Origin of the sequence: Wolbachia endosymbiont (group A) of Sympetrum striolatum, from assembly GCF_947250715.1 — a bacterium.
GTDB lineage: Bacteria > Pseudomonadota > Alphaproteobacteria > Rickettsiales > Anaplasmataceae > Wolbachia.
This window is the reverse complement of sequence record NZ_OX366342.1, coordinates 1054107-1079767: the sequence shown is the minus strand read 5'-3', so window position 1 is coordinate 1079767 and position 25661 is coordinate 1054107. Positions and strand designations below refer to the sequence as shown.

At 34.5% G+C, this 25661-nt stretch carries 38 protein-coding genes, 2 tRNA genes and 1 pseudogene; 4 read left to right on the top strand and 37 right to left on the bottom strand.

Annotated features, from left to right (window positions below; genetic code table 11):
- Positions 1-236: 236 nt before the first annotated feature.
- Both fabG and OOK87_RS05340 read left to right on the top strand, forming a co-directional pair.
- On the top strand, positions 237-971 hold the full coding sequence (fabG, locus tag OOK87_RS05345) for a 3-oxoacyl-[acyl-carrier-protein] reductase (protein ID WP_253309071.1): 735 nt from the start codon (positions 237-239) through the stop codon (positions 969-971).
- A gap of 95 nt (positions 972-1066) precedes the next feature.
- Positions 1067-1402, top strand: a complete 336-nt coding sequence (locus OOK87_RS05340; protein ID WP_253309072.1) for a TrbC/VirB2 family protein — start codon at positions 1067-1069, stop codon at positions 1400-1402.
- Between the two features lie 28 nt (positions 1403-1430).
- Here OOK87_RS05340 and OOK87_RS05335 read toward each other — a convergent pair whose 3' ends face one another.
- The 36 genes and pseudogenes from OOK87_RS05335 to carA form a co-directional block, all read right to left on the bottom strand.
- Entirely contained in the window at positions 1431-2711 is a 1281-nt protein-coding gene (locus OOK87_RS05335; RefSeq protein ID WP_264688286.1) for a M48 family metalloprotease, read from the bottom strand.
- Between the two features lie 71 nt (positions 2712-2782).
- Positions 2783-3427, bottom strand: a complete 645-nt coding sequence (ribB, locus tag OOK87_RS05330) for a 3,4-dihydroxy-2-butanone-4-phosphate synthase (protein WP_264688285.1) — start codon at positions 3425-3427, stop codon at positions 2783-2785.
- A gap of 6 nt (positions 3428-3433) precedes the next feature.
- Entirely contained in the window at positions 3434-3928 is a 495-nt protein-coding gene (gene greA, locus OOK87_RS05325) for a transcription elongation factor GreA (RefSeq protein ID WP_264688284.1), read from the bottom strand.
- A gap of 9 nt (positions 3929-3937) precedes the next feature.
- Positions 3938-5479, bottom strand: coding sequence for a F0F1 ATP synthase subunit alpha (gene atpA / locus OOK87_RS05320; RefSeq protein ID WP_264688283.1), 1542 nt, complete (start codon positions 5477-5479; stop codon positions 3938-3940).
- A complete protein-coding gene (gene atpH, locus OOK87_RS05315) occupies positions 5476-6036 on the bottom strand; it encodes an ATP synthase F1 subunit delta (protein WP_253309075.1) in 561 nt (186 codons plus the stop codon). Before atpH ends, atpA begins: the two co-directional genes overlap by 4 nt.
- A gap of 26 nt (positions 6037-6062) precedes the next feature.
- Positions 6063-6427 (bottom strand): annotated as a pseudogene (locus OOK87_RS05310) (YraN family protein).
- Positions 6428-6450: 23 nt separating this feature from the next.
- Positions 6451-6879: a 50S ribosomal protein L17 gene (gene rplQ / locus OOK87_RS05305; protein WP_253309077.1), complete on the bottom strand. Its 429-nt coding sequence runs from the start codon at positions 6877-6879 to the stop codon at positions 6451-6453.
- Between the two features lie 7 nt (positions 6880-6886).
- A complete protein-coding gene (locus OOK87_RS05300) occupies positions 6887-7954 on the bottom strand; it encodes a DNA-directed RNA polymerase subunit alpha (RefSeq protein ID WP_264688282.1) in 1068 nt (355 codons plus the stop codon).
- 21 nt (positions 7955-7975) lie between these two features.
- Positions 7976-8362 carry a 30S ribosomal protein S11 gene (gene rpsK / locus OOK87_RS05295; protein ID WP_264688281.1) on the bottom strand — a complete coding sequence of 129 codons (387 nt, stop codon included), beginning with the start codon at positions 8360-8362 and terminating at the stop codon, positions 7976-7978.
- A gap of 24 nt (positions 8363-8386) precedes the next feature.
- Positions 8387-8755: a 30S ribosomal protein S13 gene (gene rpsM, locus OOK87_RS05290; protein WP_264688280.1), complete on the bottom strand. Its 369-nt coding sequence runs from the start codon at positions 8753-8755 to the stop codon at positions 8387-8389.
- 59 nt (positions 8756-8814) lie between these two features.
- Positions 8815-9456 (bottom strand): adenylate kinase family protein, encoded by a 642-nt coding sequence (locus OOK87_RS05285; protein WP_253309080.1) that lies wholly within the window; start codon positions 9454-9456, stop codon positions 8815-8817.
- Positions 9453-10781, bottom strand: a complete 1329-nt coding sequence (gene secY / locus OOK87_RS05280) for a preprotein translocase subunit SecY (protein ID WP_253309081.1) — start codon at positions 10779-10781, stop codon at positions 9453-9455. Before secY ends, OOK87_RS05285 begins: the two co-directional genes overlap by 4 nt.
- 3 nt (positions 10782-10784) lie before the next feature.
- Entirely contained in the window at positions 10785-11255 is a 471-nt protein-coding gene (rplO, locus tag OOK87_RS05275; protein WP_096616812.1) for a 50S ribosomal protein L15, read from the bottom strand.
- 3 nt (positions 11256-11258) lie between these two features.
- The gene (rpsE, locus tag OOK87_RS05270; RefSeq protein WP_253309082.1) at positions 11259-11771 is read right to left on the bottom strand and encodes a 30S ribosomal protein S5; all 513 of its coding nucleotides are present in this window, start codon (positions 11769-11771) and stop codon (positions 11259-11261) included.
- A gap of 12 nt (positions 11772-11783) precedes the next feature.
- Positions 11784-12155 (bottom strand): 50S ribosomal protein L18, encoded by a 372-nt coding sequence (rplR, locus tag OOK87_RS05265; protein WP_250294835.1) that lies wholly within the window; start codon positions 12153-12155, stop codon positions 11784-11786.
- Positions 12156-12160: 5 nt separating this feature from the next.
- Positions 12161-12706, bottom strand: coding sequence for a 50S ribosomal protein L6 (rplF, locus tag OOK87_RS05260; protein WP_253309084.1), 546 nt, complete (start codon positions 12704-12706; stop codon positions 12161-12163).
- Between the two features lie 16 nt (positions 12707-12722).
- Positions 12723-13118, bottom strand: coding sequence for a 30S ribosomal protein S8 (rpsH, locus tag OOK87_RS05255; RefSeq protein ID WP_064124654.1), 396 nt, complete (start codon positions 13116-13118; stop codon positions 12723-12725).
- Positions 13119-13139: 21 nt separating this feature from the next.
- Positions 13140-13448, bottom strand: coding sequence for a 30S ribosomal protein S14 (rpsN, locus tag OOK87_RS05250; protein WP_064124653.1), 309 nt, complete (start codon positions 13446-13448; stop codon positions 13140-13142).
- Positions 13449-13464: 16 nt separating this feature from the next.
- Positions 13465-13998, bottom strand: coding sequence for a 50S ribosomal protein L5 (rplE, locus tag OOK87_RS05245; RefSeq protein WP_264688279.1), 534 nt, complete (start codon positions 13996-13998; stop codon positions 13465-13467).
- A gap of 6 nt (positions 13999-14004) precedes the next feature.
- The gene (gene rplX, locus OOK87_RS05240; protein WP_406719580.1) at positions 14005-14322 is read right to left on the bottom strand and encodes a 50S ribosomal protein L24; all 318 of its coding nucleotides are present in this window, start codon (positions 14320-14322) and stop codon (positions 14005-14007) included.
- Entirely contained in the window at positions 14322-14681 is a 360-nt protein-coding gene (rplN, locus tag OOK87_RS05235; RefSeq protein WP_264688278.1) for a 50S ribosomal protein L14, read from the bottom strand. Before rplN ends, rplX begins: the two co-directional genes overlap by 1 nt.
- A gap of 13 nt (positions 14682-14694) precedes the next feature.
- Positions 14695-14931, bottom strand: a complete 237-nt coding sequence (rpsQ, locus tag OOK87_RS05230; RefSeq protein WP_264688277.1) for a 30S ribosomal protein S17 — start codon at positions 14929-14931, stop codon at positions 14695-14697.
- Entirely contained in the window at positions 14924-15127 is a 204-nt protein-coding gene (gene rpmC / locus OOK87_RS05225) for a 50S ribosomal protein L29 (protein WP_006279350.1), read from the bottom strand. The genes rpsQ and rpmC overlap by 8 nt, the downstream gene beginning before the upstream one ends.
- Before the next feature lie 11 nt (positions 15128-15138).
- Positions 15139-15552: a 50S ribosomal protein L16 gene (gene rplP / locus OOK87_RS05220; RefSeq protein WP_250294844.1), complete on the bottom strand. Its 414-nt coding sequence runs from the start codon at positions 15550-15552 to the stop codon at positions 15139-15141.
- A gap of 11 nt (positions 15553-15563) precedes the next feature.
- Positions 15564-16178, bottom strand: a complete 615-nt coding sequence (gene rpsC / locus OOK87_RS05215; RefSeq protein ID WP_253309088.1) for a 30S ribosomal protein S3 — start codon at positions 16176-16178, stop codon at positions 15564-15566.
- A 39-nt stretch (positions 16179-16217) separates the two neighbouring features.
- Positions 16218-16568, bottom strand: a complete 351-nt coding sequence (gene rplV, locus OOK87_RS05210; RefSeq protein ID WP_096616838.1) for a 50S ribosomal protein L22 — start codon at positions 16566-16568, stop codon at positions 16218-16220.
- A gap of 5 nt (positions 16569-16573) precedes the next feature.
- Positions 16574-16858 carry a 30S ribosomal protein S19 gene (gene rpsS, locus OOK87_RS05205; protein ID WP_006279181.1) on the bottom strand — a complete coding sequence of 95 codons (285 nt, stop codon included), beginning with the start codon at positions 16856-16858 and terminating at the stop codon, positions 16574-16576.
- Positions 16859-16861: 3 nt separating this feature from the next.
- On the bottom strand, positions 16862-17686 hold the full coding sequence (gene rplB / locus OOK87_RS05200) for a 50S ribosomal protein L2 (RefSeq protein ID WP_253309089.1): 825 nt from the start codon (positions 17684-17686) through the stop codon (positions 16862-16864).
- A gap of 1 nt (position 17687) precedes the next feature.
- Positions 17688-17975, bottom strand: a complete 288-nt coding sequence (locus OOK87_RS05195) for a 50S ribosomal protein L23 (RefSeq protein ID WP_064124642.1) — start codon at positions 17973-17975, stop codon at positions 17688-17690.
- Positions 17972-18586 (bottom strand): 50S ribosomal protein L4, encoded by a 615-nt coding sequence (gene rplD, locus OOK87_RS05190; protein WP_064124641.1) that lies wholly within the window; start codon positions 18584-18586, stop codon positions 17972-17974. The genes OOK87_RS05195 and rplD overlap by 4 nt, the downstream gene beginning before the upstream one ends.
- Positions 18587-18588: 2 nt before the next feature.
- A complete protein-coding gene (gene rplC, locus OOK87_RS05185) occupies positions 18589-19311 on the bottom strand; it encodes a 50S ribosomal protein L3 (RefSeq protein ID WP_264688276.1) in 723 nt (240 codons plus the stop codon).
- A gap of 9 nt (positions 19312-19320) precedes the next feature.
- Entirely contained in the window at positions 19321-19641 is a 321-nt protein-coding gene (gene rpsJ, locus OOK87_RS05180) for a 30S ribosomal protein S10 (RefSeq protein ID WP_096616846.1), read from the bottom strand.
- Between the two features lie 14 nt (positions 19642-19655).
- Positions 19656-20828, bottom strand: coding sequence for an elongation factor Tu (gene tuf / locus OOK87_RS05175; RefSeq protein ID WP_264329094.1), 1173 nt, complete (start codon positions 20826-20828; stop codon positions 19656-19658).
- Positions 20829-20906: 78 nt separating this feature from the next.
- A tRNA-Gly gene (locus OOK87_RS05170) sits at positions 20907-20977 on the bottom strand.
- Between the two features lie 4 nt (positions 20978-20981).
- A tRNA-Tyr gene (locus OOK87_RS05165) sits at positions 20982-21063 on the bottom strand.
- Positions 21064-21177: 114 nt separating this feature from the next.
- Complete coding sequence (gene carA / locus OOK87_RS05160) at positions 21178-22269, bottom strand: glutamine-hydrolyzing carbamoyl-phosphate synthase small subunit (RefSeq protein ID WP_264688275.1); 1092 nt, start codon at positions 22267-22269, stop codon at positions 21178-21180.
- A 183-nt stretch (positions 22270-22452) separates the two neighbouring features.
- On the opposite strand from carA, the gene OOK87_RS05155 reads away from it, so the two are divergent.
- Positions 22453-22953: a hypothetical protein gene (locus tag OOK87_RS05155; protein WP_253309092.1), complete on the top strand. Its 501-nt coding sequence runs from the start codon at positions 22453-22455 to the stop codon at positions 22951-22953.
- A 181-nt stretch (positions 22954-23134) separates the two neighbouring features.
- Here the strand turns inward: OOK87_RS05155 and glpX are convergent, their stop codons facing one another.
- On the bottom strand, positions 23135-24052 hold the full coding sequence (gene glpX, locus OOK87_RS05150) for a class II fructose-bisphosphatase (protein ID WP_253309936.1): 918 nt from the start codon (positions 24050-24052) through the stop codon (positions 23135-23137).
- A gap of 115 nt (positions 24053-24167) precedes the next feature.
- Between glpX and OOK87_RS05145 the strand changes: the two genes are divergently transcribed.
- Positions 24168-25490 carry an ankyrin repeat domain-containing protein gene (locus OOK87_RS05145; RefSeq protein ID WP_264688274.1) on the top strand — a complete coding sequence of 441 codons (1323 nt, stop codon included), beginning with the start codon at positions 24168-24170 and terminating at the stop codon, positions 25488-25490.
- Positions 25491-25661: the final 171 nt, after the last annotated feature.

The following is a 25661-nucleotide window of genomic DNA, read 5'->3' as shown; positions in this document are numbered from 1 at the left end:
ATAACACACAAAAACAAAGAATCTATAATTTAGGCATTCCATTTAGACTGCAGAGCACCAGAATAAACTATTTAGTAACAATTCCTGCATCAACTATGTTTTTAAAATTTTTTGACGTTTAACTTTATTATAACTTTTCCTTTATTTTGTGAATATCTGAGTTACTTATATTATGTAAGAAATCTATTGCCAACCAGTCGATATTCTGTTAGGAATTAAGATAATATAAAGTTATTATGTTTAGATTGGAAAGTAGAAAGTTCCTGATCACTGGCGCATCAGGCGGAATAGGGCAAGCAATTGTAAAAATTATGCACAAAGCCGGAGCAACTTTATGTATTTCTGGCACAAAAAAAGAAGTGCTCGAAGAAGTTGCTAAACAATATGAAAAAAATATGCACATACTCCCTTGTGACTTATCAAATGCTGAGGAAGTAAATCAACTAGTAAATAGAGCAAGTGAGTTGATGGAAGGCTTTGACGGGCTTATATGCAATGCGGGCATTACGCGAGACAGTTTATTATTGAGAATGACAGATGAAGCATGGCAAAAAGTAATTGATATTAACTTGAGCTCTACATTTAAGCTGAGTAGAGAAGCATGTAAGAGACTAATTAAGAATAATTGGGGAAGAATTATAAATATTTCCTCAATAATAGGGCTGACAGGAAACGCCGGGCAAGCAAATTATGCAGCGTCTAAAGCTGGAATAATAGCTATGAGCAAATCTATAGCAAAAGAAGTTGCAAGTCGTAATATAACAGTAAATTGTATTGCTCCTGGGTTTATAGATACTAAAATGACTGAAGTTTTAAATGAAGGACAAAAGGGAAAAATATTAGATAATATTCCAATGAAAAGAATGGGAACAGGGGAAGAAATAGCAGCAGGGGTCTTATTTTTAGCAAGTGATGAAGCAAAATATATAACAGGGCATGTGCTTAACATTAATGGTGGGTTATTTATGTAGCAACACTTATGTATAGACAAATTATAATTTTTACTTTAAAATAAAAATATGTGTAGGTTTGCGTTTGCGTTAATTTATTATTTAAAGGCAAGAAAATGAGCTCTATAATAAAAAGATTTTTTAGTGTTTTTTGTGTAGTATTACTTTTCTCTTTCTCAGGTTATGCAGCTACCACTGATCCTGATATGGATGACACAACTAAAGTAATATGCAATATTATTGGTTACGTTTGGGGAATAGGCGGTCCACTTATGACGGTAGTAATAATTGGTGCAGCTTTGCTTGCAATATTTGGCAGGATGCCGTGGCCAGCCCTCTTTGCTCTAGGCATGTTCTGTGGTGTATTTTTTGGCGCTAAAACTATCATAACGAAAATTATGCCCAACGTAAGTGATGAAGCAAAAGCTATGTTGGAAAAGTGTGGAAAATAACCCATAAAAGTGCAGAAATGCTTTTTTGCTATCCATTAAATCGCTTCATATCTTCAACTTGCAACAAATAAGGACTATCTTTTGGTAGAGTTTTAACAGCTAGCTCAGCATATTTTGTAAATTGCTTTAAATCACCTTCAATACAAGCCTTTTTTGTCAAGGCAAAATAATGCATTGCCGTATCAGCTTCACATTTATATGCAATGCTTAAATATTTCCAGACAAAAGCGTTATTTGGTTCTACATTCAAAATCTGCTCCAGGTAAAAAATCGCCTTTTTTGCATCACCGTGTAATAATAAAGTATGAGATAATGCAAGTTTCACTAAATAACTGTTTTTCTCAGATAAATACCTAAGCGATTCCTCATACATTTTTATTGCTTCACTTAAATTTCCGGCCTTGTATAGCATTTCTGCTTTTAATTCATATAGGTATGGGTCATTGCGTGACTCTTGAATCAATGAATTAACTTTAGCAATAGCCTCTTCTATCTTTCCTTGCCTATAGCAAACTATAGCATTTACATACTCAGAATTATTTTCATATTTATTAGATAACACATGAATAGGAACAAAGAAAGAGTCTAACTTTGCAACCACACGCTCAAACTTTAGTAACTTATCCGCAAAAATTGGTTTTACGTTGTTTTTGACCTTATAATTTTGTACAGCAAATATGCGTTTCTCACTAAGTGGGTGAGTGCGGAAATATTCCTCGGTGTTCTCATGCTCAATACTTTTAAAATAATCAAAAATCTCTTTCATACCTGAATTATCATAGCCAGATTCATCAAGGTACCTTAAAGCATAGCTATCTGCTACACTTTCTTGCTCTTGAGAATAGTTAAAAAATAGCCCTGAACTGAGTGCTACACCACTAAGCAAAATTGCACCAGCAACCTGAGGGTTAATGATAATACTAGAAACTAATCCTACCATATAACTAATCATTGCTATCGATTGAAAATAACCCATAGCACTACTCATTTGCAATATATGACCAGCAGATATGTGAGCAATCTCATGTGCTAATATACCAAGCAGGACATAAGGTTTAGCCGAGTATTGTAAAAGTCCTAAATGAATGAAGATACTGTTGTTGTTAATTACAAAAGCATTAATCGAATTATCATTAATTATAAAAACTTTCATTCGGTCACTATCAATGTTTGCAGCGAAAAATAAAGGTTGCGCTAGCTCTTTCACTATTGCTTCCACTTCACTATCTCTAATAATGTTAATAGAGTAAGCATTATTATAATATGCAAAAAAGAACAATAAGGTCAAAAACTTAGCAATTCTAAACATGGAAATTCTGTGCTTGTATAATTTATAGGAATTCTATATTTTAACACTTAAATTATACAAATTTATAAACGCTAGTTTAATTTTTTAACGTAACTGATAAGTTTGTCGATGGTAGTTAACTTAATTTTATGTTGTTCAGCAAATTTAAGTAACTGAGGTAAGCGCATCATAGAGCCATCATCATTCACTAATTCACAAATAACTGCTGAATGATCAAACCCTACTAACTTCGCCATTTCAACACTCGCTTCAGTATGACCAGCACGTTGTGCCACCCCACCTTTATGTGCAATTACAGGAAAAACATGACCTGGAGTTATGATGTCATCCTGAGTGCCATCCTTGTTGATAGCAGCATATATAGTTTTCGTTCTATCCTCTGCTGAAACACCGGTTGTAATGCCATAACGTGCATCAATTGATGTAGTAAATGCGGTATGATTTTCACCAATATTTTTCTTTTCCATGAAATTAAGGCCCAACCTCTTCATGTGAAATTTAGTCATTGCTAAGCACACAACCCCTGTACCGTACCTAACCATAAAAGCCATATGTTCTGGTTTTACTTTTTCAGCTAAGACAACCAAATCACCTTCATTCTCTCTACTTTCATCATCAACTAAAATGAATAATTTACCGGAACGAGCATCCTCTAATACATCTTCCACAGAAGAAATACCGGGTAGACTCATTGAATCATAAGTGGCCTGTACCATAATAATTTACTTAAATTCAATCTTAACTATTTTATACAATTTCTCTCCATTTGGCACTGTCACTTCCACATACTCACCGACTTTTTTGCCGATTAAGGCACTCCCAAGTGGTGAACTAGTAGATATTAACTGCTTTGAAACATCAGCTTCATATTCGCCTACAACCTTATAAACATATTCCACTTCACCGTTATTATCACTTAACATGCTTAATGTCACAGTTGCACCAAACATTACTGAATCACCAGACAAATTTTTTACTTCTATTACTTCCGCATGTGAGAGCTTACTTTCTATCTCCATTATACGGCCTTCAATAAAACCTAACCTTTCCCGTGCTGCATGATACTCTGCATTTTCAGACAAATCACCTTGATCACGAGCATCAGAAATAGCCTGTATCACAGAAGGTTTTTCTTCCTTTAATTTTTCAAGTTCGGCTTGCATATTCTCAAAACCTTCCCTCGTCATAGGAAATTTATTAATAATGGATAAAGCCATAATCACCACCTAAACGCAATTAAATTGAGTAACGAAATTACTCACAATGTTAAAAATATCACCTTTTATATCATCACTCATGTCATTTGACAACTTTTTTAAAACCCCAGGGTGTACAGTATGAAAATAATTAATAAGATCATGTTCAAATTTATTAATGTAACTTATTTGTATTTTACTTAACTGATTATATAGGTTAGAAAAAATATACATCAGCACTACTTGCTCTTCTATTGACATAGGTAAATGTTGTTTTTGCTTTAATAACTCGACAAGATATTTACCCTTATTCAAGGATAATTGAACACTAGCATCAAGATCAGAACCAAATTTTGCAAAATCTTCTAATTCTCTATACTGAGCTAAGCTTAGCTTTATAGAACTAGCAACTTTCTTCACAGACTTTAGTTGTGCAGCAGAACCAACCCGTGAAACTGACAAACCTATATTTACTGCAGGTCGAAATCCTTTATAAAATAATTCAGACTCAAGAAAGATCTGCCCATCGGTAATTGAAATAACATTTGTTGGCACATATGCAGATACATCACCAGCTTGAGTTTCGACAATCGGCAAAGCAGTTAAAGACCCCTGCCCTTTTTTATTAGACATTTTAGCAGCTCTTTCAAGCAAGCGAGAATGTACATAGAATATATCTCCAGGGTAAGCTTCACGACCAGGAGGACGTCTGAGCAATAAAGACATCTGCCTATATGCCACAGCATGCTTAGATAAATCATCATATATAATCAAACAATGCATTCCATTGTCACGGAAAAATTCCCCAATAGTGCAACCAGCATAAGGTGCTAAAAATTGCATAGGCGCGCAGTCAGATGCACTAGCCACAACTACAGTTGTATACTCTAATGCTCCGCTTTCTTTCAGCTTATTTACCACTTTTGCTACTGTTGAAATTTTTTGTCCAATAGCAACATAAACACAGTAAATTTTTTGATTTTCGTTTACCTCATCGTTAATCTTCTTCTGATTGATAATAGTATCAAGCGCAATAGTAGTTTTACCAATTTGTCTATCGCCAATAATCAATTCACGCTGCCCTCTACCTATTGGAATTAGCAAATCTATAATTTTAATTCCTGTTTGTAGTGGCTCATGCACAGACTTACGATCAATAATGCCTGGCGCTTTAGATTCTATATCCATTCTGTTTTTGGCTCTAATTTCCCCACCGTCGTCTATAGGATGGCCCAACGCATTTACAACTCTCCCTAACAATTCATGCCCTATAGGCACCTGCACAACATCACCACTACATTTTACAACGTCCCCTTCTTTCACATCACGGTCATTACCAAGCACAACTATTCCAGCCGTATTATGATCTAAATCAAGAACTATTCCTTCTACACCGCTTGCAAAAAATACCTTTTCACCGAATTTTGCTTTTTCCAGCCCATAAACCAATGCGATACCATCTGTTACTGAAATTACTTCACCTATATTTTCCCGCTTTATAGGATTATCAAACGTCTCAACTTTTTCCCTTATTACACTTGCTATCTCAGAAACATTCATATTGTTCTTCATACAAAATTCCTTACTTTTAATATTTCCATTTTACTTAAGTCAACTAACCTATCTAAGTAACTTTTTAGCGAAGCATCGATCAAATTAAAACCATACCTAACTACGAAGCCACCTAGTATAGAAGGGTCAACCACATTGCTTACTTTTATTATTTTACCAAGAAAGCTCAAAGATTCAGTAATTATTTTTATATCAGATTCCTTTAAAGCTTCTGCTGACTTTATAGTAATTTCGAATTCATTTTCATTTTCTTTTGCAAGACTTAAGAATTTTTCTAATATAAGGATCAATAAACTAGAGCGTTTGTTTGCAAATATAACCATAATAAATTTTACTAAATTTTCACTCAAGTGCTCATTTATAGAAAGCATCACTTCTTTTTTGTGTGCAAAAGAAATCATAGGATGAGATAGGTACACAAAAACATCACGTTGATCCTTAAAAAAAGCCAATAAAAATTCTACTTCTTTCCTTATAATACCTAACCTGCTTCCTGAGACATGAAACAGCACTCTAGCGTAAGATGAAACTAAATTATTGTATTGGGTCTTTTTCATATTAAATCCAGTAAATCTAAATTAATTCAGCTACAAACCTTCCATTCTTCAATCCAAGCATTTTTTATATAAACAGGTCCTCTCTTTAAGGAAAGAAAACATAAATCATATCTGACTGAATAATCTAAAAAACTAAGGTTTGTACTTAAGAAATACTTAGAAGAATTTATAATAGACTGACATTGAAGATGAGATATCGGTATTTCTTTTCCAAGTAAACTTGTTTTAACTTCTATAAAAATCAGCTCCTTTTTTTAGATACAATTAAGTCAATTTCACCGAACTTACAACGGTAACGGCGTTTTATAACATTATACCATTTCAGCTTTAAATATGCCAAAACTAACAATTCGCCAAAGTAACCTACAAAGTAGCGTAACCTACTTATCATAAGAAGAACAATTATGATAATAATTAACTTTGTGTAACTACTTTGCCTCCTTCTCTATTTTTACTATAAACCTTACCTCTTGCTGCAATATCCCTATTAACCAGTTCTATCACTGCCATTGAAGCGCAATCACCCTTTCGAGTGCTAAATTTTATTATTCTAGAATACCCACCTTTACGATCTTGATAACGGCTGGCTAAGACGTTTAATAACTTATCAACTGCTAACTTACTATTATGAAGGCGTGAAAGCAAAAGTCTTCTACCATGTAAAGTATTCTTATTCTTAGCAATTGTAATAAACTTTTCGACATATGGACGAAGTTCCTTAGCTTTTGGTAAAGTAGTTACAATCTGCTCATGGTTAATTAATGAGATAGATAGATTCTTTAACGTCGATAATCTATGTTCAGTGCAACGAGATAGTTTACGTTTTTTTATTCCATGTTTCATATATCACCTAATCTTCATCAGTATGTTGTTTAGCCAACTCATCTATATCCTTAGGCGGCCAGTTTAGCACATTCATACCCAAAGACAAGCCAAAATTAGCCAAAACTGCCTTAATCTCATTCAAAGACTTCCTGCCAAAATTAGCAGTTCTTAACATTTCACCTTCTGTCTTTTGCACAAGATCACCTATATAAGTGATGTTTTCGTTTTTCAGACAGTTATGAGACCTGACAGATAATTCCATTTCATCTACCTTACGCAATAAGACAGGGTCATAACCCAAATCTTTAGCACCACTAGACGAAGAAACCTGCGATTTTTTATAACTTACATCAGAACTAATAAAGGGCTGAAGTTGCTCCTGTAATATTCTTGCAGCAGAGTCAACAGCTTGACTTGGAGAGATTGTACCATCAGTTTCAATTGACAATATCAGCTTATCCTTATCAGTCACTTGGCCAACACGACTATTCTCTACCCTGTACGAAACCCTGTTGACAGGGCTATACAAAGCATTAACTGGAATAAAACCAATTAAATCCTGTTCACTCATAAGCTTCAAAAGTTCATTTTCTTTATACTTAGTTACAGGAATATAACCTTTTCCGCTAGCCACATATATGGTCATGTTAAGCTCTACATTTTGCCCCAGCGTACATATTAACAAATCTTTATTAACAATAGAGCATTGATCATCAGTTTCTATCATCCCAGCTAATACCTGGCAAGGCCCTTTAGCGTTTAAATTTAAGCATTTATTAGAAGCACCATTTAATTTACAACTCAACATGCCCATATTTAATACTATATCAGTTACGTCTTCTCTTACCCCTTGAATTGAAGTAAACTCATGAGTTATACCTTCAATTTTTATTCCATAAACAGCACTACCTTTAAGAGAAGATAACATTACACGTCTCAATGCATTACCTAATGTTAAAGCAAAACCACTTTCCAACGGTTCTAGGACTATATCACCTTTTTCACTTGAATCATCTGATATTACCTTAACTGAACTAGGTTTAATCAATTCATCTAAATTGCTACAGAGAGAAACATTATTATTATAATACATAAAACAACCTTTTCAAATATCCTATACTCTTCTTTTTTTTCTTAACCTGCATCCATTATGAGGAATTGCGGTTTTATCTGCAATTGAAGTCACAGTCAACCCACAGCTCTGAAGTGCTTTAACCGCAGCTTCGGTACCAAAGCCAGGACCACGAATTATTACAGAGACAACCTTCATACCAAATCTCTCCATTGCATTCTTCGCAGCAGCCTCCGCAGCCTTACCTGCAGCATAAGGTGTGGATTTTCTCGAACCTGAAAAACCACATGCACCCACAGAAGTTTGACATAGCGTATTACCATGAACATCAGTTACACTTACAAAAGTATTATTAAAAGTTGCACGAATATGAACAACACCAGTAATAAACTCCTTTGTACTCTTACCAACCGTTTTGACTTTTTTCATTAAAACTCACAATAATAATAAATTTTATTTTTTCCCAGCAATAAGCAACCGAGATCTACCTTTACGAGTCTTAGCATTAGTATGAGTCCTTTGCCCTCTCACAGGTAAACCTTTTCTATGTCTCACTCCTCTATAGCATCCCATTTCCACTAAAGATTTTACGTTCATAGCCACTTCTTTTCTGAGCTCACCTTCTATAACATAATTTTGTCTAATGAAACTGCTGATCTTTTCTATATCTTCATCTCGTAATTCTGAAACACGTTTGCGCTTATCAACTTCACAAGCGTGACAAATTACATTCGCAGTAGCAATACCTATACCATATATATAAGTTAATGCAAAAGGAACACATTTCCTCACTGGAATATTTATGCCTGCAATACGTGCCACTGGTACCTCGATACTTTATTAATAACAACTCTTAATTTATACCATAAAACAACTCAGAGTCAAACCAAATTACAAGAAATTTTACTTTCAATCTCTTGCGTTACCTCATCAACACTCAAATTAGCGTCAATTGTTAATAATTTGCCTTTATAATACTCGCGTAAACCTTTCATTTGAAGGTGATATTCACTTATTCTCTTATTAATTGCAGACATATCAGCATCATCAATTCTTTTCTCTAACCTCGTACTTTTACATTTAGCACAAGTAGTACTCTTAAAAGAAGATACACTATATATGCTTTTACAGTCCAAACACGCGAGACGATTTTTTAATCTATCGATTGCAATATTATCGTCAAGCTGCAGTTCAATTACAATATCAACATCCCTATTATATTTTTCTTGCAAAACTTGAGTCAAAAAATGAGCCTGGTTTAAATTTCTCGGAAAACCATCTAATAAGCAATTATCATCCATTAATGCAAGCTGGTCATGCAATAATCCACATATAATTTCATCTTGAATTAAATTACCAGATTCCACGGTACCCTTTATTTTTTTACCTAACTCACTGCCATTAGATATAATATTCCTTAATAAATCCCCCACTGAAATTAATTTTAAATTATATTTTGCTATTAACAAGCTTGACTGAGTACCTTTACCAGAACCTGGAGGACCAAAAATCGTAATGATCATCTTACTTTCCTCGTTTTAGACTCATATTTCTTTATCCAGCTATCGTACCTATTCGAAAAAATATAAGATTGTATTTGCATAATAGTATCAGTAATAACGTTCACTATAATCAGTAGACTCGTCCCACCAAAAATAAATGGTATATCATAATAATATCTCATAACTTCAGGTACAGTACATATGACTACCAAATACGCAGAGCCAATGAATGTCAACTTAAAAACTATATCTTGAAGGTAATCAGAAGTATGTTTCCCAGGCCTTCTACCAGGTATAAAACCACCATTTTTTTTAAGAAAATCTGCGTTTTCCTCTGGATTAAATATAAAATTGGTATAGAAAAAATTAAAAAATACTATCAGCACCAAATAGGCTACAATATATACTACTTTATTTGCCATAAAGTAATTTAAAATAAAATCAGAAAAAGCGTGCCCCTTATAGAAATTTGCAATTGAAATAGGTGTCAATAAAATTGCATTAGCAAAAATGGTTGGTACTACACCAGATAAATTAATCTTCAATGGAATATAAGTAAAATCGTCATTATGTAATCTTTTAAATTGCTTTTTAGGATGTTGAACAATAACTTTTCTATAAGAAGACTCTACAAAAATGACTAAGACTAGCAGCAAAAAAAACAATACCAAAACAAAAAGGATAATAAATAACGATACGCTACCGTTTTTATTTAACGTTAACAGAGATGACAAAGCGCTGTGTAACTCTGATATTATGCCCGTGAAAATGATTAATGAGATACCATTGCCTATACCGCTAGCACTGATTCGTTCACCAAGCCATATTAAAAGCATAGTTCCACCTAAAAGGCTGAAAACACCTATTGTACGAAACATAACACCAGGTTCGATTACAACCAATACCCCTTCCCTATTCATCCCTTCCAATCCAACCAAAATTGGAATTGATTGAAATACACAAATTACTATGGTCAGGTAGCGTATATAAGAATTCATCTTTCTACGGCCTGACTCTCCATCATTCTTAACTTCCTTCATTCCTTTAATCGCAGAAGAAAGCAACTGAATAATGATAGAAGCCATTATATATGGCATAACATTCAATGCTAGAATTGTCATTCTAGCCAATGCACCACCAGAAAATAAATTAAATACTCCAAAAACACCTGAGCCCTCTTTGGGAAATATATCATTAATTACATCAAGATTAATTCCAGGAATAGGCACATAAGTACCCAAGCGATAGCAAATTAAAGCTATTAGCGTAAAAAATATACGTTTTAATAAATCGCCTTTATATAACAACGTAGGATCCAAGCTATTAAATGCGGATTTATTGCCCATGATTTACGATAGTATTTCCACACTACCACCAACTGAAGCTACAGATTTTTTTGCAGCTTCTGACGCAAAATCAACATGAAACACAAATTTTTCGCTCAACTTACCTTTATTAAGAAGTTTAATTTTATCCTTAATAGACTTTATAAAACCTAATCTATACAGCCTCTCCTTATCTATAACAGAGTCTTTCACTATTTTTTTAGCTTCCATTAAGCGCTGTATATCGCCAACATTAATTATAGAATATATGTTCCTACGTATAGGCTTAAAACCTCTTTTAGGCAAACGAGTATATATAGACTGTTGTCCACCCTCAAAACCATTTATGGAAACTCCACTTCTAGCCTTTTGCCCTTTATGCCCTCTACCGGATGTTTTACCTTTACCACAACCGATACCTCTACCCAGCAACTTAGGCTTCTTTTTCTTAGATAACTTAGTAAATATAGAGTTTAATTTTACAGCATTATTCATACTTTACCTGTTTCCAACTATCTCGCTAATCTTTTTGCCTCTTTTGCTTGCTACCTGACGAGGAGATAACATACTATCAAAAGCCTTAAATACCGCACATATAACATTATGAGGATTATTTGATCTAGTGGATTTAGCTACCACATCCTTTATACCTAACACCTCAAAAACTGATCTAATCGCTCCACCAGCAATAATACCTGTTCCGGCTCTTGCGGTTCTTAAAACTATCTCACCAGAACAAAATTTAGCTTTAATATCATGATGCAAAGTTCTACCTTCACGCAAGTACACTCTAATCATCGATTTCTTTGCAGCATTTACAGCTTTGACTCTTGCTTCAGCAACTTCTGCGTGCTTACCTATTCCACATCCTACCCTACCCTTCCCATCACCAACAACAACCAAAATTGAAAATGAAAATCTTCTGCCACCTTTGGTAACCGTTGTTACTCTTCGTACCGAAACTAAAAGCTCTGATAAATCATTATTATTTTGTAAATTCTTTATAGCCATATTCAAAACCTTCTAAAACTCAAATCCAGAACTTCTTAAAGCCTCAGCAAATTGAGAAACTAATCCTGTATATTTATACGCTCCACGATCAAATACTAGCTTTTGTTCTAATTTCAGACCAGATAAGCGCTCAATCATTAAAGAAGAAACCTGTTTTATAGTTTCAGCATTGACTTTTCCTTTACATACATCCTTAATTTTAGCATCCAAAGTAGAAGCTGAAGTGAGAGTTACTCCTTTTACATCATTAATTAACTGGACATAAAAATGCCTATTAGATTTAAATATGGATATACGCAAACGTTCAGCGCTCTTGTCAAGCTTCGCTCTATTACGCAACTTCCTTTTTTCATAGTTACTTAAAAAATTATATAACCTTCTCATCTTAATTACTTCTTTTTACTTACAACTTTACGCAACATAAATTTACCCTTTATTACAATACCCTTACCTTTATAAGGATCGTACTTCCTAATCCTGCATATATCAGATGCCACCATATAGACTTTTTGCTTATCCATACCACTAACTACTAAGTGAGTTGGCTTTATGCACTTAATCTCAACATCTTTAGGCACTTTATATTTAACATTATGGCTATAACCAAGATACAAAGTCAAATACTTACCATCACACTCTGCCTTATATCCAACACCATTAATCTCAAGATTAACAGAAAAACCATCAACCATGCCGTTAATAATATTATTAATATTACTCCTATAAGTGCCCCACATAGGCTTTATTTCATCATAATCATCTTTATCTTGATCCACAGAAAGGAGTAGCTGATTATCAACAATCCGGCACACAACATCACTGATTAAGCTAAGCTCTTTTTCAGCCTTAGCACTCTTTATTAACATCCTACCATTATTATATTCAACTGAAATACCAGCAGGAATATTGATAGGAGCAGCACCTATACGAGACATGAATTTCTCCTATTATTTAAAACACACGACACAAAACTTCTCCACCAACCTTTAATTTATGTGCATTATAATCAGTCATCACTCCTTTGGGTGTCGATATAATAAAAATACCAAGACCATTATATGCTTTAGAAATGTCCTTATACTTAGAATAACAACGACAACCAGGCTTTGACACCCTAACTATGTCACTAATTACAGGTGACTTCTCATAATACTTCAATTTTACAATGAAAGAAGGTAAATTATCTACAACTTGCTTTTCATAATCAAGGATATACCCTTCATCTTTTAAAATCTTCAGTATAGAAGAATTCACTTTAGAAAACAACACTCTTGTTGTTCTATGCATTGCCAATTGAGCATTACGTATCCTTGTTAAAAAATCACCAATACTATCAGATAACGCCACAATATACTCCTTATATTATATTTACCAACTAGACTTTGTAACTCCTGGAACTTGCCCAAAAGAACATAAATCACGCAAAACAATTCTACATAAACCAAATTTTCTATATACTCCTCTTGGTCTCCCAGTTAAAGCACACCTATTTCTAATTTTGGTTTTAGAAGAATTTCTAGGCAATTTTTTAATTAATTTATTTTGAGCTGTAAACCTTTCTACAATAGACAAATTCTTATTATTTATTATAGATTTCAATTTCTCTCTTTTTTCTTTATATTGATCGCACAGCTTTATTCTGCGAAGATTTCTTTCTATCATAGATTTTTTTGCCATATATTTCTCCTCTCAATTAATCAAAAAAAGGAAATTTAAGAGCCAGTAATAATTCCTTTGCTTCCTTATCAATAACTGCACTTGTTATAATATTAATATCCATACCTCTAATTTTACTTATTTTATCATAGTCTATTTCTAAAAACGAGATATGTTCCTTTATACCAAAGGAAAAATTACCATTACCGTCAAATTGCTTCACACTAAATCCTCTAAAATCTTTTTCCCTTGGCAAAGCAATATATATCAATCTTTCTAAAAACTCATACATTTTATCTCTACGCAAAGTTACTTTGCAACCTACTGTAGCACCTTTTCTGATCTTGAAGCCAGAAATAGATTTTTTTGCAAAAGTTGATAAAGGCTTCTGCCCAGCAATCAAATATAGGCTATCAAGTGGTTCATTTATTGCTTTACTATCTGTAGCAGCATCTCCAACGCCCATATTGATACACACCTTGACAAGTTTAGGCACTTGCATGATATTGCCGTAATTAAACTTATCCTTTAAGGACTTTACTATGCTATCTTTATACAATTCTTTAAACATATCAACCTAATCTATCACTTCTCCAGAAACTTTTGCAAAACGCACTTTTCTACCGCCTATAACCTTAAACCCCACTCTAGTTGGAGTTTTATATTTAGGGTCTAATGTTGCAACGTTGGATATATCAATAGCTAACTCTTTATTTAATATACCACCACTACTAACAGCTTTTGGTTTAGTGTGTCTCTTATGTACATTTACCCCAGAAACAATTACTTTCTTTTTAGCATCACATGCCACAACTTTAATCACTTTACCAATTTTTCCCTTATCTCTACCAGTTAAAACTATAACGTCGTCACCACTTTTTATTTTAGCACTCATTATAAAACCTCAACAGCTAATGACATTATCTTCATAAAAGAACCAGATGATAACTTTTTTACCGGACCAAATAGCCGAGTGCCAAGTGGTTCACCTTGATCGTTAATCAAAACTACAGCATTGCTAGAAAAACGAATTACAGAACCATCAGATTTTCTAATAGGGCTTTTCACCCTCACCACAACTGCTCTATATACTTTTCCCTTCTCAACCTTCCCTCTTGGAGTAATAGATTTAGTAGATACAATAACTGTGTCACCTATAGATGCAGACTTTCTACCACCCAATAAACCAATACAAAGCACTGCACGCGCACCAGAATTATCAGCTACTTCCAACAATGTATTTTTTTGAATCATATAAATATCCTATTCAATGTGAGCTATTAACAACAACCCATTTTTTAGTAGTAGAAATAGGCTTGTGTTCTTGTATTAAAACCTTGTCCCCTTCTTTACAACTATTATTCTCATCATGTGCTGTATACTTCTTGTATTTTTTTATAACCTTTTTATACATCTGATCCTTATACACTTGTAATACCGAAACCTTTACAGTCTTATCACACTTAGCCTTAGTTACAGTACCACAAAAAACCTTTTTAGGCATTCTTTTCCTCTCTTCTTCTTTTATTTAATGTAGTTAGAATACGAGCTATGCTCTTTCTTATTAAGCTAAAACGCGAAATATTGTTGCACTGCCCCAACTTCTTTTGAAAAACCAAATTAACAAACTCTTTTCTCAAATTTACAAGAATTTCATGCAATTCTTGTGAAGACCTCGATTCAATGTCAGCTATATCCATTGCAACTCCATTTAATTATGATTAGATACAAATTTACACTTCATAGGAAGCTTAGCGGTTGCCTTTTCAAGCGCCAATCTTGCTAAATGCATGGGAACATCACTGCTAATCTCAAACAACATTCTACCGGGCTTAGCTTTAAACACCCAAAATTCAACACTACCTTTTCCCTTACCCATACGTACATCTGCCGGCTTTTTACTAACAGGGGTATCAGGAAAAATTCTTATCCACACTTTACCAGAGCGTTTTAATGTTCTAGATATTACACGCCTTGCAGTTTCAATATGCTTAGACTGAATCCTACCTGCTTCTACAGCTTTTAAGCCATAATCTCCAAAAGATAATGTGCTACCACCTTTTGTATTACCCTTAATTCGCCCCTTAAATACCTTCTTATATTTACTCTTTTTGGGAACAAACATCTCAATATACCTTAATTACCAATATAAACCCAAACCTTAACTCCTATAATACCATATATAGTTTTTGCTTCACAAAAAGCATAATCTATATTAGCACGTAAAGTGTGTAAAGGCAAACGACCTTCTTTATACCATTCAGTACGAGCTATCTCAGCTCCGCCAAGGCGCCCAGAACAACTTACTTTAATACCTCTAGCACCCATCCTCAAACAACTTTGAATAGCTTTTTTCATCGCTCTTCTAAATGAAACCCTTTTTTCTAACTGTTGTGCAATGCTGCTTGATATTAAAACTGCATCTATTTCAGACCTTTTAACTCCTACTACATTCACTTCCACATTATTTTTTACTTTTTCAGCTATTTTTTGCTTTATCTTCTCAATATCTGAGCCTTTCTTACCTATTATCACTCCAGGTCTAGAAGAATGTATTATTACAGACACCAAATCGATTGTACGCTCTATAATTACTTTAGAAACACCAGCATGCTTAAAAGATTCATTTATATAACTGCGAATAGATAAATCTTGATGCAACCCTTGTTTATAACCCTTCTCAGCATACCAAACAGATGACCAAGTATTAATTATTTTTAACCTAAATCCTTTAGGATTAACGTTTCCCATACTTTTGCACTTTCCTTATTAATTTTCTATTTTTATGAATCATATAATTTCTCCCAATTTTACAGTTATATTACTATAACGTTTACTAACTCTATTAGCTCTACCCATAGCTTTTGGACATACCCTACGCAAAGTAAGAGACTTACCTATTGAAATTTCTTTTATATATAAATTATCGATATCCAATCCATAATTATATTGAGCATTAGCAATCGCAGAATTTAATACCTTCCTTATAAGACCCGCAGCTTTCTTTTCACAAAATCTTAATTGCACAGTGGCAAAAGAAACTTTTTTATTACGTACTAAACCAGCAACCAAATTCAATTTACGAGGAGTTGATTTTAAAACCCTAGAACCAGCTTTAACTATTACATCTCTGTTTTTCATATCAATTACCTTCTTGTCGCCTTTTTATCACCACTATGCCCAGTAAATTTACGAGTGGGCGAAAATTCACCAAACTTATGACCTATCATATTCTGATCATTAACATTAACAGGAATGTAATCCTTACCATTATAAACAGCAAACTTTAAACCTAAACAATTAGGAAGAATTACAGAAGCCCTGGAATGAACTTTTATAGCCATGTTAACAAACCCCTTGTTTAAAGCATTATTCACCGACTTTAATATAGAAGGATGACAAAAAGGAGGCTTCCACGCAGATCTACTCATAAACTAACCTTTCAATTGTTTTATATACTTATCACTAGATTTATTTTTCCTCCGAGTTTTCTTTCCTTTTGTTGCAACACCCCAAGGAGTAACAGGATGACGACCACCAGAGGTTTTTCCTTCCCCACCTCCATGAGGATGGTCAACCGGATTCATTGCAACCCCACGCACAGTAGGTCTAATTCCAAGCCACCTACTTCTTCCAGCTTTACCCAGCTTTCTATTCTTATGGTCAGGGTTAGATACTACACCAATAGTAGCCTTGCAAGAAGATAAAATCAACCTAATTTGACCAGACCTGAGTCGTAATAAAACATATTGGCCATCACGACCAACAATTTGCGCATAACAACCAGCAGCTCTAGCAATCGCAGCACCATTACCTGGCTTCAGCTCAACATTATGAACGAAAGAACCAACAGGTATATACTTGAGTAGCAAACAATTACCTGGCAAAATATCAGCATCATTTCCAGCTGTAACAATATCACCAGGCTTCATACCTTGAGGAGCTAATATATAAGACTTAATATCATCTTCCTTATATGATATTAACGCTAAAAACCCACTTCTATTTGGATCATACTCTATTTTTTCAACTATACCCTGACCACTTCTATTACGCTTAAAATCTATAACTCTATACTTCTTTTTGTGACCACCACCCCTATGACGAGTTGTAATTCTACCATAATTATTTCTTCCACCACTGGACTTTTTACCGGATGTAAGAGACTTTTCTGGCTCATCTTTTGATAAACCAACTTTACTTACTAACACAGTCCCACGAGAAGACGGAGTAACAGGATTAAAAAATTTCATACCCATATTAAACGCTCATTATATCTAATTTTTGACCATCTATCAAAGAAAAATAAACTTTCTTTTTCTGTTTTTCACAACCAATCACACCCCTGAAACGCCTATATTTAGGCTTAATTCTAACAACATTTATAGAAGAAATTTTAACATCAAATAGAGACTCTATTGCCAACTTTATTTGACGCTTATTTACATTTACAAAAACATACAAAGAATATTTATTAAACTTCTCCCTCAAAAAAGAGGCCTTTTCTGTAATTATAGGAGATTTTATTATATTATTATATTTGATCATAACAATCTACCTTCAAGATGCTTTAAAGTATCCTTTGTCAACATCACGCATTCGTGATTCAATATATCAAAGACATTTAACCCAATAGGTTTGATTAAGTCTACATAATGCAAGTTTCTAACAGCACGCAACAAATCATCTCCATAATCACCAACTATCAAAAAGGAAGAAAATTTAAAATTTTTAATACATTTACACATTTCAGACGTTTTCTTCACATCAATATTTAAATTATCCAGAATAATCACTTGATTATTTAAATACTTTAGAGATAAAGCAATTTTTAAACCAAATTTGCGTACCTTCTTATTAAGAGAATAAGTATGACTCCTCACAACAGGGCCGAAAATAATCCCACCACCTCTAAATTGAGGAGATCGCAAGCTCCCTTGTCTTGCCCTACCGGTACGTTTTTGACCATAAGGTTTAGCTGTTGTACCAGAGACATCACTGATACCTTTTGTTTTATGAGTACCAGCTCTTCTCTTCGCTAATTGCCATCTCACTATATCATGCAAAATACTCAATTTTTGCTTAGCAGAAAATATCAAAGGATTGAGCTGAGCAGTACCTACATTATTATTAGATAGATTAACTAAATTACATTCCATAACTAACTTACCAAATTACTAGCATCATCATTTACATCTAACAGTAAACCTACCGGAAAAGGAACATCTTTATGTAAAGATTTTTTAACTGCATCTCTTACAAAAACATAGGAATTTTTAAACCCAGGAACATTATTACCCTTCACAGCAATTATACTATTTTCATGATCAATGGATAATATCTTCATATTTTGTGCAGTTATTCTGCTGTTACCTAAATGACCAGCCATTTTCTTTCCTTTGAATACTCTACCAGGATCCTGACATTGACCAGTGGAACCTTGTGATCTGTGAGCAATAGAAACACCATGAGATGCCCTAAGCCCACTGAAGTTATGCCGCTTCATCACACCAGCAAATCCTTTACCTATAGAATAACCCGTAATATCAAGATATTGACCAACCACAAAATGATTGATTCCCACTTTTTTACCACATTCTATTCCCGACAGGTCATTTAATCTACTTTCGTATAACTTACATTTATTATTTATACCCTTTTTCTTTAAATATTCCAACTGAGGTTTTGCTATATTTTTAAAATCTCCTGTGCCTAAAATGACTGAATTATAGCCACATTTATCTTGTCCTTTTATATCAACAATATAAGTTTCGCTGAGATGCAATAAAGTTAAAGCCATGCGACTATTGTCAGAATACATAGCAGTATGACCAATATTCATCATTAGTAAACCAATTCTCCTCAGCGAATTTATTCTCTTCATTTCCTTCTCCTAAACCTTAACTTCCTTGACTTTTAAATCCACTTCTACGCCAGCAGAAAAAGATAAACCTGTAAGCATCTGCATCATAGTAGGAGTAAGATCATGTAAAACAATCAAACGCCTAGAAGTTCTCATTTCAAACTGTTCACGAGATTTTTTATCAACGTGAGGAGATCTATTAACAATAAATTTAGAATCTTTTCTTGGCAACGCAATCGGACCAGATAATTTTGCATTGGACCGCTTTAATTCATCAACAAATTTTCGAACACACTCCTCCAATAAAGAACAATCGAAAGCCTTAATGTTAATATATATATCTTGCTTCATCTTAGTTACTACTCTCACTCCAAAATTTCAGAAACAACACCAGAACCAACAGTTCTACCGCCTTCTCTTATCGCAAAACGCAATCCCTTATCCATTGCTATCGGTACTTGCAATTCTACTTCTACACTCACATTATCTCCTGGCATTACCATCTCCTTCCCATCTAGCAATTTTATGCTCCCGGTTACATCCGTTGTCCTTAAATAAAACTGTGGCTGGTAATTCGCAAAAAATGGTGTATGCCTTCCTCCTTCCTCTTTCTTTAATATATAAACCTCCGCCCTAAACTTTCTATGCGGCGTTATCGTCCCCGGTTTTGCTAATACTTGCCCTCTCTCCACTTCTTCTCTTTTTGTTCCTCTTAACAATATTCCTACATTGAGTCCTGCACTCCCCTTATCCAGCAACTTCTTAAACATTTCTACACCTGTGCATATCGTCTTTTGCGTCGCTTTCAGACCTATTATCTCTATCTCTTCTCCCGTCTTTATCTCTCCCTTCTCTATCCTTCCTGTTACCACCGTTCCTCGCCCCGATATCGAAAATACATCCTCGATTGGCAATAAAAATGGTAAATCCACAGGCCTTGGTGGAACTGCCACATACTCATCTAACTTTTCCATCAATTTATCTATTGATTTCTTTCCATATTCGCTACTGTCATCCTCCAGCGCTTTCAATGCAGACCCCACTACCACAGGCACTTCATCCCCTGGAAATCCGTATTTATTCAGCAATTCCCTCACTTCCATTTCTACCAAATCTATCATATCAGCATCAGCAACATCAGCTTTATTTATATACACCACGATATATCCAACACCTACCTGCTTCGCTAGCAATATATGCTCTCTCGTTTGTGGCATTGGCCCATCAACCCCCGACACTACCAATATCGCCGCATCCATCTGTGCTGCACCTACTATCATGTTCTTTACATAGTCAGCATGTCCAGGACAATCAACGTGTGCATAATGCCTTTTTTCCGTCTGATACTCAACATGCGCTGTTGCTATCGTTATCCCCCTTTTCCTTTCTTCTGGCGCCTTATCTATCTGATCGTACGCTACAAAATTTCCATAATGCTTTGTTATCGCCGCTGTTAACGTTGTCTTCCCATGATCCACATGTCCTATTGTTCCCACATTTACATGCGGCTTTCCAAATGCTTCCACTACTGCTGTCATAATTTAAACTTTTCTACCTAAAATACAAATACATCAATAAATAATATGTTGATTTTATAAAAATACAACAAAAAAAAGAGCGGATAGTGGGAATCGAACCCACGTCACTAGCTTGGAAGGCTAGAGCTCTACCATTGAGCTATACCCGCACAATGGAGGAGGTAGGATTCGAACCTACGTACGCAATGCGGACAGATTTACAGTCTGTTACCTTTAACCACTCGGTCACTCCTCCACAAAAATTTGTTAAGAGAACGCTATTTTAGTACCTTAACTCAAGCTTTTATTGTATTTAATACTAAACGCCTAAAATTAAAAAATCAAGCAATAAAACCTACCCTGATTAAAATCATGCAGATTTCATTTTATACAACACAATATTGCCAATAAAACGTCTAAATAAATAATGCGAATCATGCGTACCTGGCGCTTCTTCTGGATGATATTGCACAGAAAAGACTAAGTAATCCTTCATCATTATCCCCTCTACACTATTATCAAATAGAGAAATGTGAGTAATTTCAACATTACTTGGAAGAGAAGCTGAATCAACAACGAAACCATGGTTTTGGCTAGTGATCTCAACTTTTCCACTAATTACATCATAAACTGGATGGTTACTCCCTCGGTGACCAATATCCATCTTGATGGTCTTTGCTCCCAAAGTAATCGCAAGTAATTGATGACCCATGCATATGCCAAAAATTGGTATTTTAGATTTTATAATAATGTCTATCTCTGAAACTACACTTTCTCCTATTTCTTGCGGATCACCAGGACCATTTGAAAGCACTATACCATCTGGATTCATACTCAACACTTTTTGAGCAAAACCTGTGCTTGGTCTGATTAATTCAACTGTACAACCAAGTTCTATTAAGCGTGAAACTATACTGATTTTTACGCCAAAATCAACGATTACAACCCTATATTTTGCATTAAGGTCACTTTTAAAATTACTATGCAAGCTGACTTTATTGGTTATTTCTATCCCATTTACAGATTTGTATTCCTTCAATTTGTCCAACACATGCGTCTCGCTTGACGGGCATATCATTCCACTTTGAGATCCATATTTTCTCAAATGTCTCGTTAAAGCTCTAGTATCAATTCCTGATATCCCAACCACGTTATTTTTCTCTAACCAATCATTTAAACTGATATATGAAGAAGGGTGGGACATAGAAGAAAGTTCACGCATAACCACACCACTTGCAAAAATTTTCTCTCCTTCATTATCTTTATGGTTTATTCCAATGTTACCAATATGAGGAAAAGTGAACGTTATAATTTGATCAGCAAAAGAAGGATCAGTTATAGTATGCTGATAACCGGTCATACCAGTGGTAAAACAGACCTCACCTATGCACTTGCCTTTTTTACCTACTGATTTTCCCCAAAAGCACTTGCCATCTTGTAAAATTAAAACTGCGTCCTGCACTTCATTATCTATTTAACTGATTCAAAACAGTATACAAGAATTTCAAATAATACTTAACTCTTTCTAAAATTCCAAATTTAACCACGAGGCGGCGAAGAACAACATGAAAAAAACTTTTAACGCGCCCTTTCATAAAATATGTTGACTATCTCCGTATTTTATATTAGGTATACTCCGGCAGTTATGAAATGGAGGTTTATTATATCAAATGAAATCCAACCTAAAAATAAGTTACTAATTGTAGGAGCTGGCTTACTATTCTTTGCGATGGTGTTCCCATCATTTTTTCTCTTAGCAAAAATAGCCATAGGATTAGCTATGATCGCAATTGCAACAATCGCGGTAAAAATTTTCTCAAAAACAATATCAAACGCTCTTGAAAAAGAAAAAGTAGATCAGAATCAGGCAGCACAACAAACAACACAAAGTAAAATTATAAACCTAGCTATTGGATTAACATTTATATTTGCAGGAGGATTATCAATGCTCATTATAGCAAAAACTGGCTTAATTGCAGCATGTGCAGCTATAACTGCTTTAGCTCTACACGAATATGTTAAAAATGAAAAAATAGGAAAAGAGATAAATGATAAATTCGATAAGGTAGCTGACGATACAATCAATTTTATTGTTAGCAATGTTGAAAAACTTATTCCAACAAAGCCGCCAGGCATAACAGCCTAAACTGTCTCCGTTCAGCAGAGTGGTTTAAGAAACAATAGATAGAAGGTTTTGAAAAGGGTTCAGCCTTCTTTTTATGTCCGCCTTGAGGAACTTCTTGTACAATTAGTTTCTCTTGAGAAAATGAATCTAACATTTTAACACTCCCTTTAACTCTTACATCATATATTGAAAAATAATTAACCTAACTTATAACTTGCACCTTTATCAGCTTGTTAGGTAGAATTATTAAAGAATTAGTTGAATAGGTATTATGATTCAATTCAACTCCATCCACAAGTTCTCCGCTTGTTACTCCAGTTGCAATAAACACTGATTCACCTCTTGTCATATCTTTTATGGTGTAGATTTTTTCTGGGTCATCAATATTTAAATTTTTTGCTCTTTCTCTTAACTGATCTGTGTCAAATATTAATCTTCCCTCCATCTGTCCACCGATTGAACTCAGCGCTGCAGCCGCAAGCACCCCTTCTGGTGCCCCTCCTATTCCGATATACATATCGTGATTGCCATTTACTAGTGAAACTACGGCCGCAACATCACCATCATCTATTAGTTTAACTTTTGCTCCTAACTCCCTGATTTTCACTATTAATTCATCATGCCTTTCACGATTAAGTATAGTTACTGTAAGATCATTTACTTTACATCCTTTTGCCTTGGCTAAATTGTCTAGATTCTTTTCAATGCTATTTTTTAGTGAGACTACACCCTCTGGGAGATTTTTTCCTACTGCTATCTTTTCCATATAAACATCAGGTGCATGTAAAAAATTACCTTTTTTCGTTGCAGCAAGAACGGACATTGCCCCTTGTTTATGGTGAGCGCAGATTGTGGTGCCCTCAAGTGGGTCAACAGCAATGTCGATTTCAGGACCATTTCCAGTGCCAACCTTCTCGCCAATATACAGCATTGGTGCTGAATCTCTCTCACCTTCACCAATTACGATAGTACCATTTATTTCCATTGAATTTAATACTGTACGCATTGCATCAACTGCAACCTGATCAGCCTTTTTTTCATCGCCGAAGCCTGCTAGTTTATATGCAGCAAGTGCTGCAGCTTCGGTCACTTTAACTAATTTATAGGCTAAATCTTCCATCATTTGCTTTAAGAACTATATTCAATATATATCATGCTACTTGAAACTGCAATATGTCTTGACTGGTTGTGGGAAAGTTGCTATAATAAACTAACATATAGTAGTAGGTTTAGTTATGGCATATAGTAATGATGATATTAGAGAGTTGTATCGAAAGATAGCTACAATTGTAAAATATGATGATAAGGGAATTGCTAGTCTTAAAGATTTGCAAAAGGAACCAAAGTGGAAAGAAGTTAATTTTCAAGATAAGTGTGAAGGAGACAATTTATTAGGAGACTTACTTCTAAAACATGCAACCGAACATAACAACCCACGCGTTAAGGATCTTTTTCTTAGAAATGGGTTCAAGATTCCTCAACAAGAACAGATAACTACAGAGGTAAATGAGGAAAGAGAACCTGATGTAGAAGAAAATGGAGCAGGCAGCAATGCAGCAGATTCTAATAACTCCAGAGGTAGTCAATTTGCTACGTCATACAACAAGATAAAGGAAATTGTAACTAATAACCCTAGTATAACTGCTCAGGAATTTGGTGAGAAGCTTAAAAAAGAGAAAATAGATATAAAAATAACAAACCAGGATGGTTGGACTTTGCTTTATTATGCTGTTCGTTCAGAAGGGCCTAGTATTACCGGCGATCGCAGTATATTCCTAAGGGTTGTTGGATTGCTCACAAATTCAGACATTAAAGTCAATGGTATTCAAGATACGGCTTATACTTTATTAGATCATGCCGCAATAAAAAAACAAGCTGACGTTGTAAAGATACTTTTGAATAGTGGCAAATTTAATGAAGAAGAAAAATTTAACGCTCTGCGTCTTGCTATTGTTCAAGGTAATGTCCAAGAAGTTGGGGTATTTTTAGGTTATGTAAATGATGAAAGCAGACGAGCAGCTGTAGAGTTGGCTATAAATAATAGACAAAAAGAAATTACTCAGGTGCTTTTAAACTTTATTGTACCAGAAACACCTAATGTAGAAAAAAACGGAGCAAAACCTTGCAGCAGTAATGGGAACATTGGTAGTAGACCTGTAAATACACCAAATGGCCAGCTAAATCATAATAACGAAAATAAAACGCCTGTATCAACAAGGACTGACCAAACTGCCACACCAAATAATGATAATAAAGCTAACGGCTTCGTAGATGCTCAATTTTCTGTGCCAAATGAAAAAGAAACTAAATATAAAGAAAGCAAGGAAAATTTTTATACCTCATTAACAAAAGATGTTGTTGGAGTTGTTGTTACAGGGTTATTCATTGCTGCTGCTGTGATGGTTCCATCTGTGGCTGGTGCGGTGGTTTGTGGTGTTATAGCTGTTTTGGTTGCAACATATATCGGATTACATGTAAAAAATTCTACATTACCAAGCTATAGAGAAATGGAAAAAAATAAAGTTGAACACGTGAGTTCAGGTATACAAAAGGGGTGATTTAAGAGAAATCTTTGCCAAGCAGGATGTCATCCCAGTGCCCTGACTACTTGGATCCAGAAAACTTAACTTTAAATAAGTGGCTGCATAATAAAGACTAGATTCCAGTGTCAGCTACTTGGATGACACCTCTCTTGGGCTCTTTTAACCATAAACATTTAAGAAATTTAC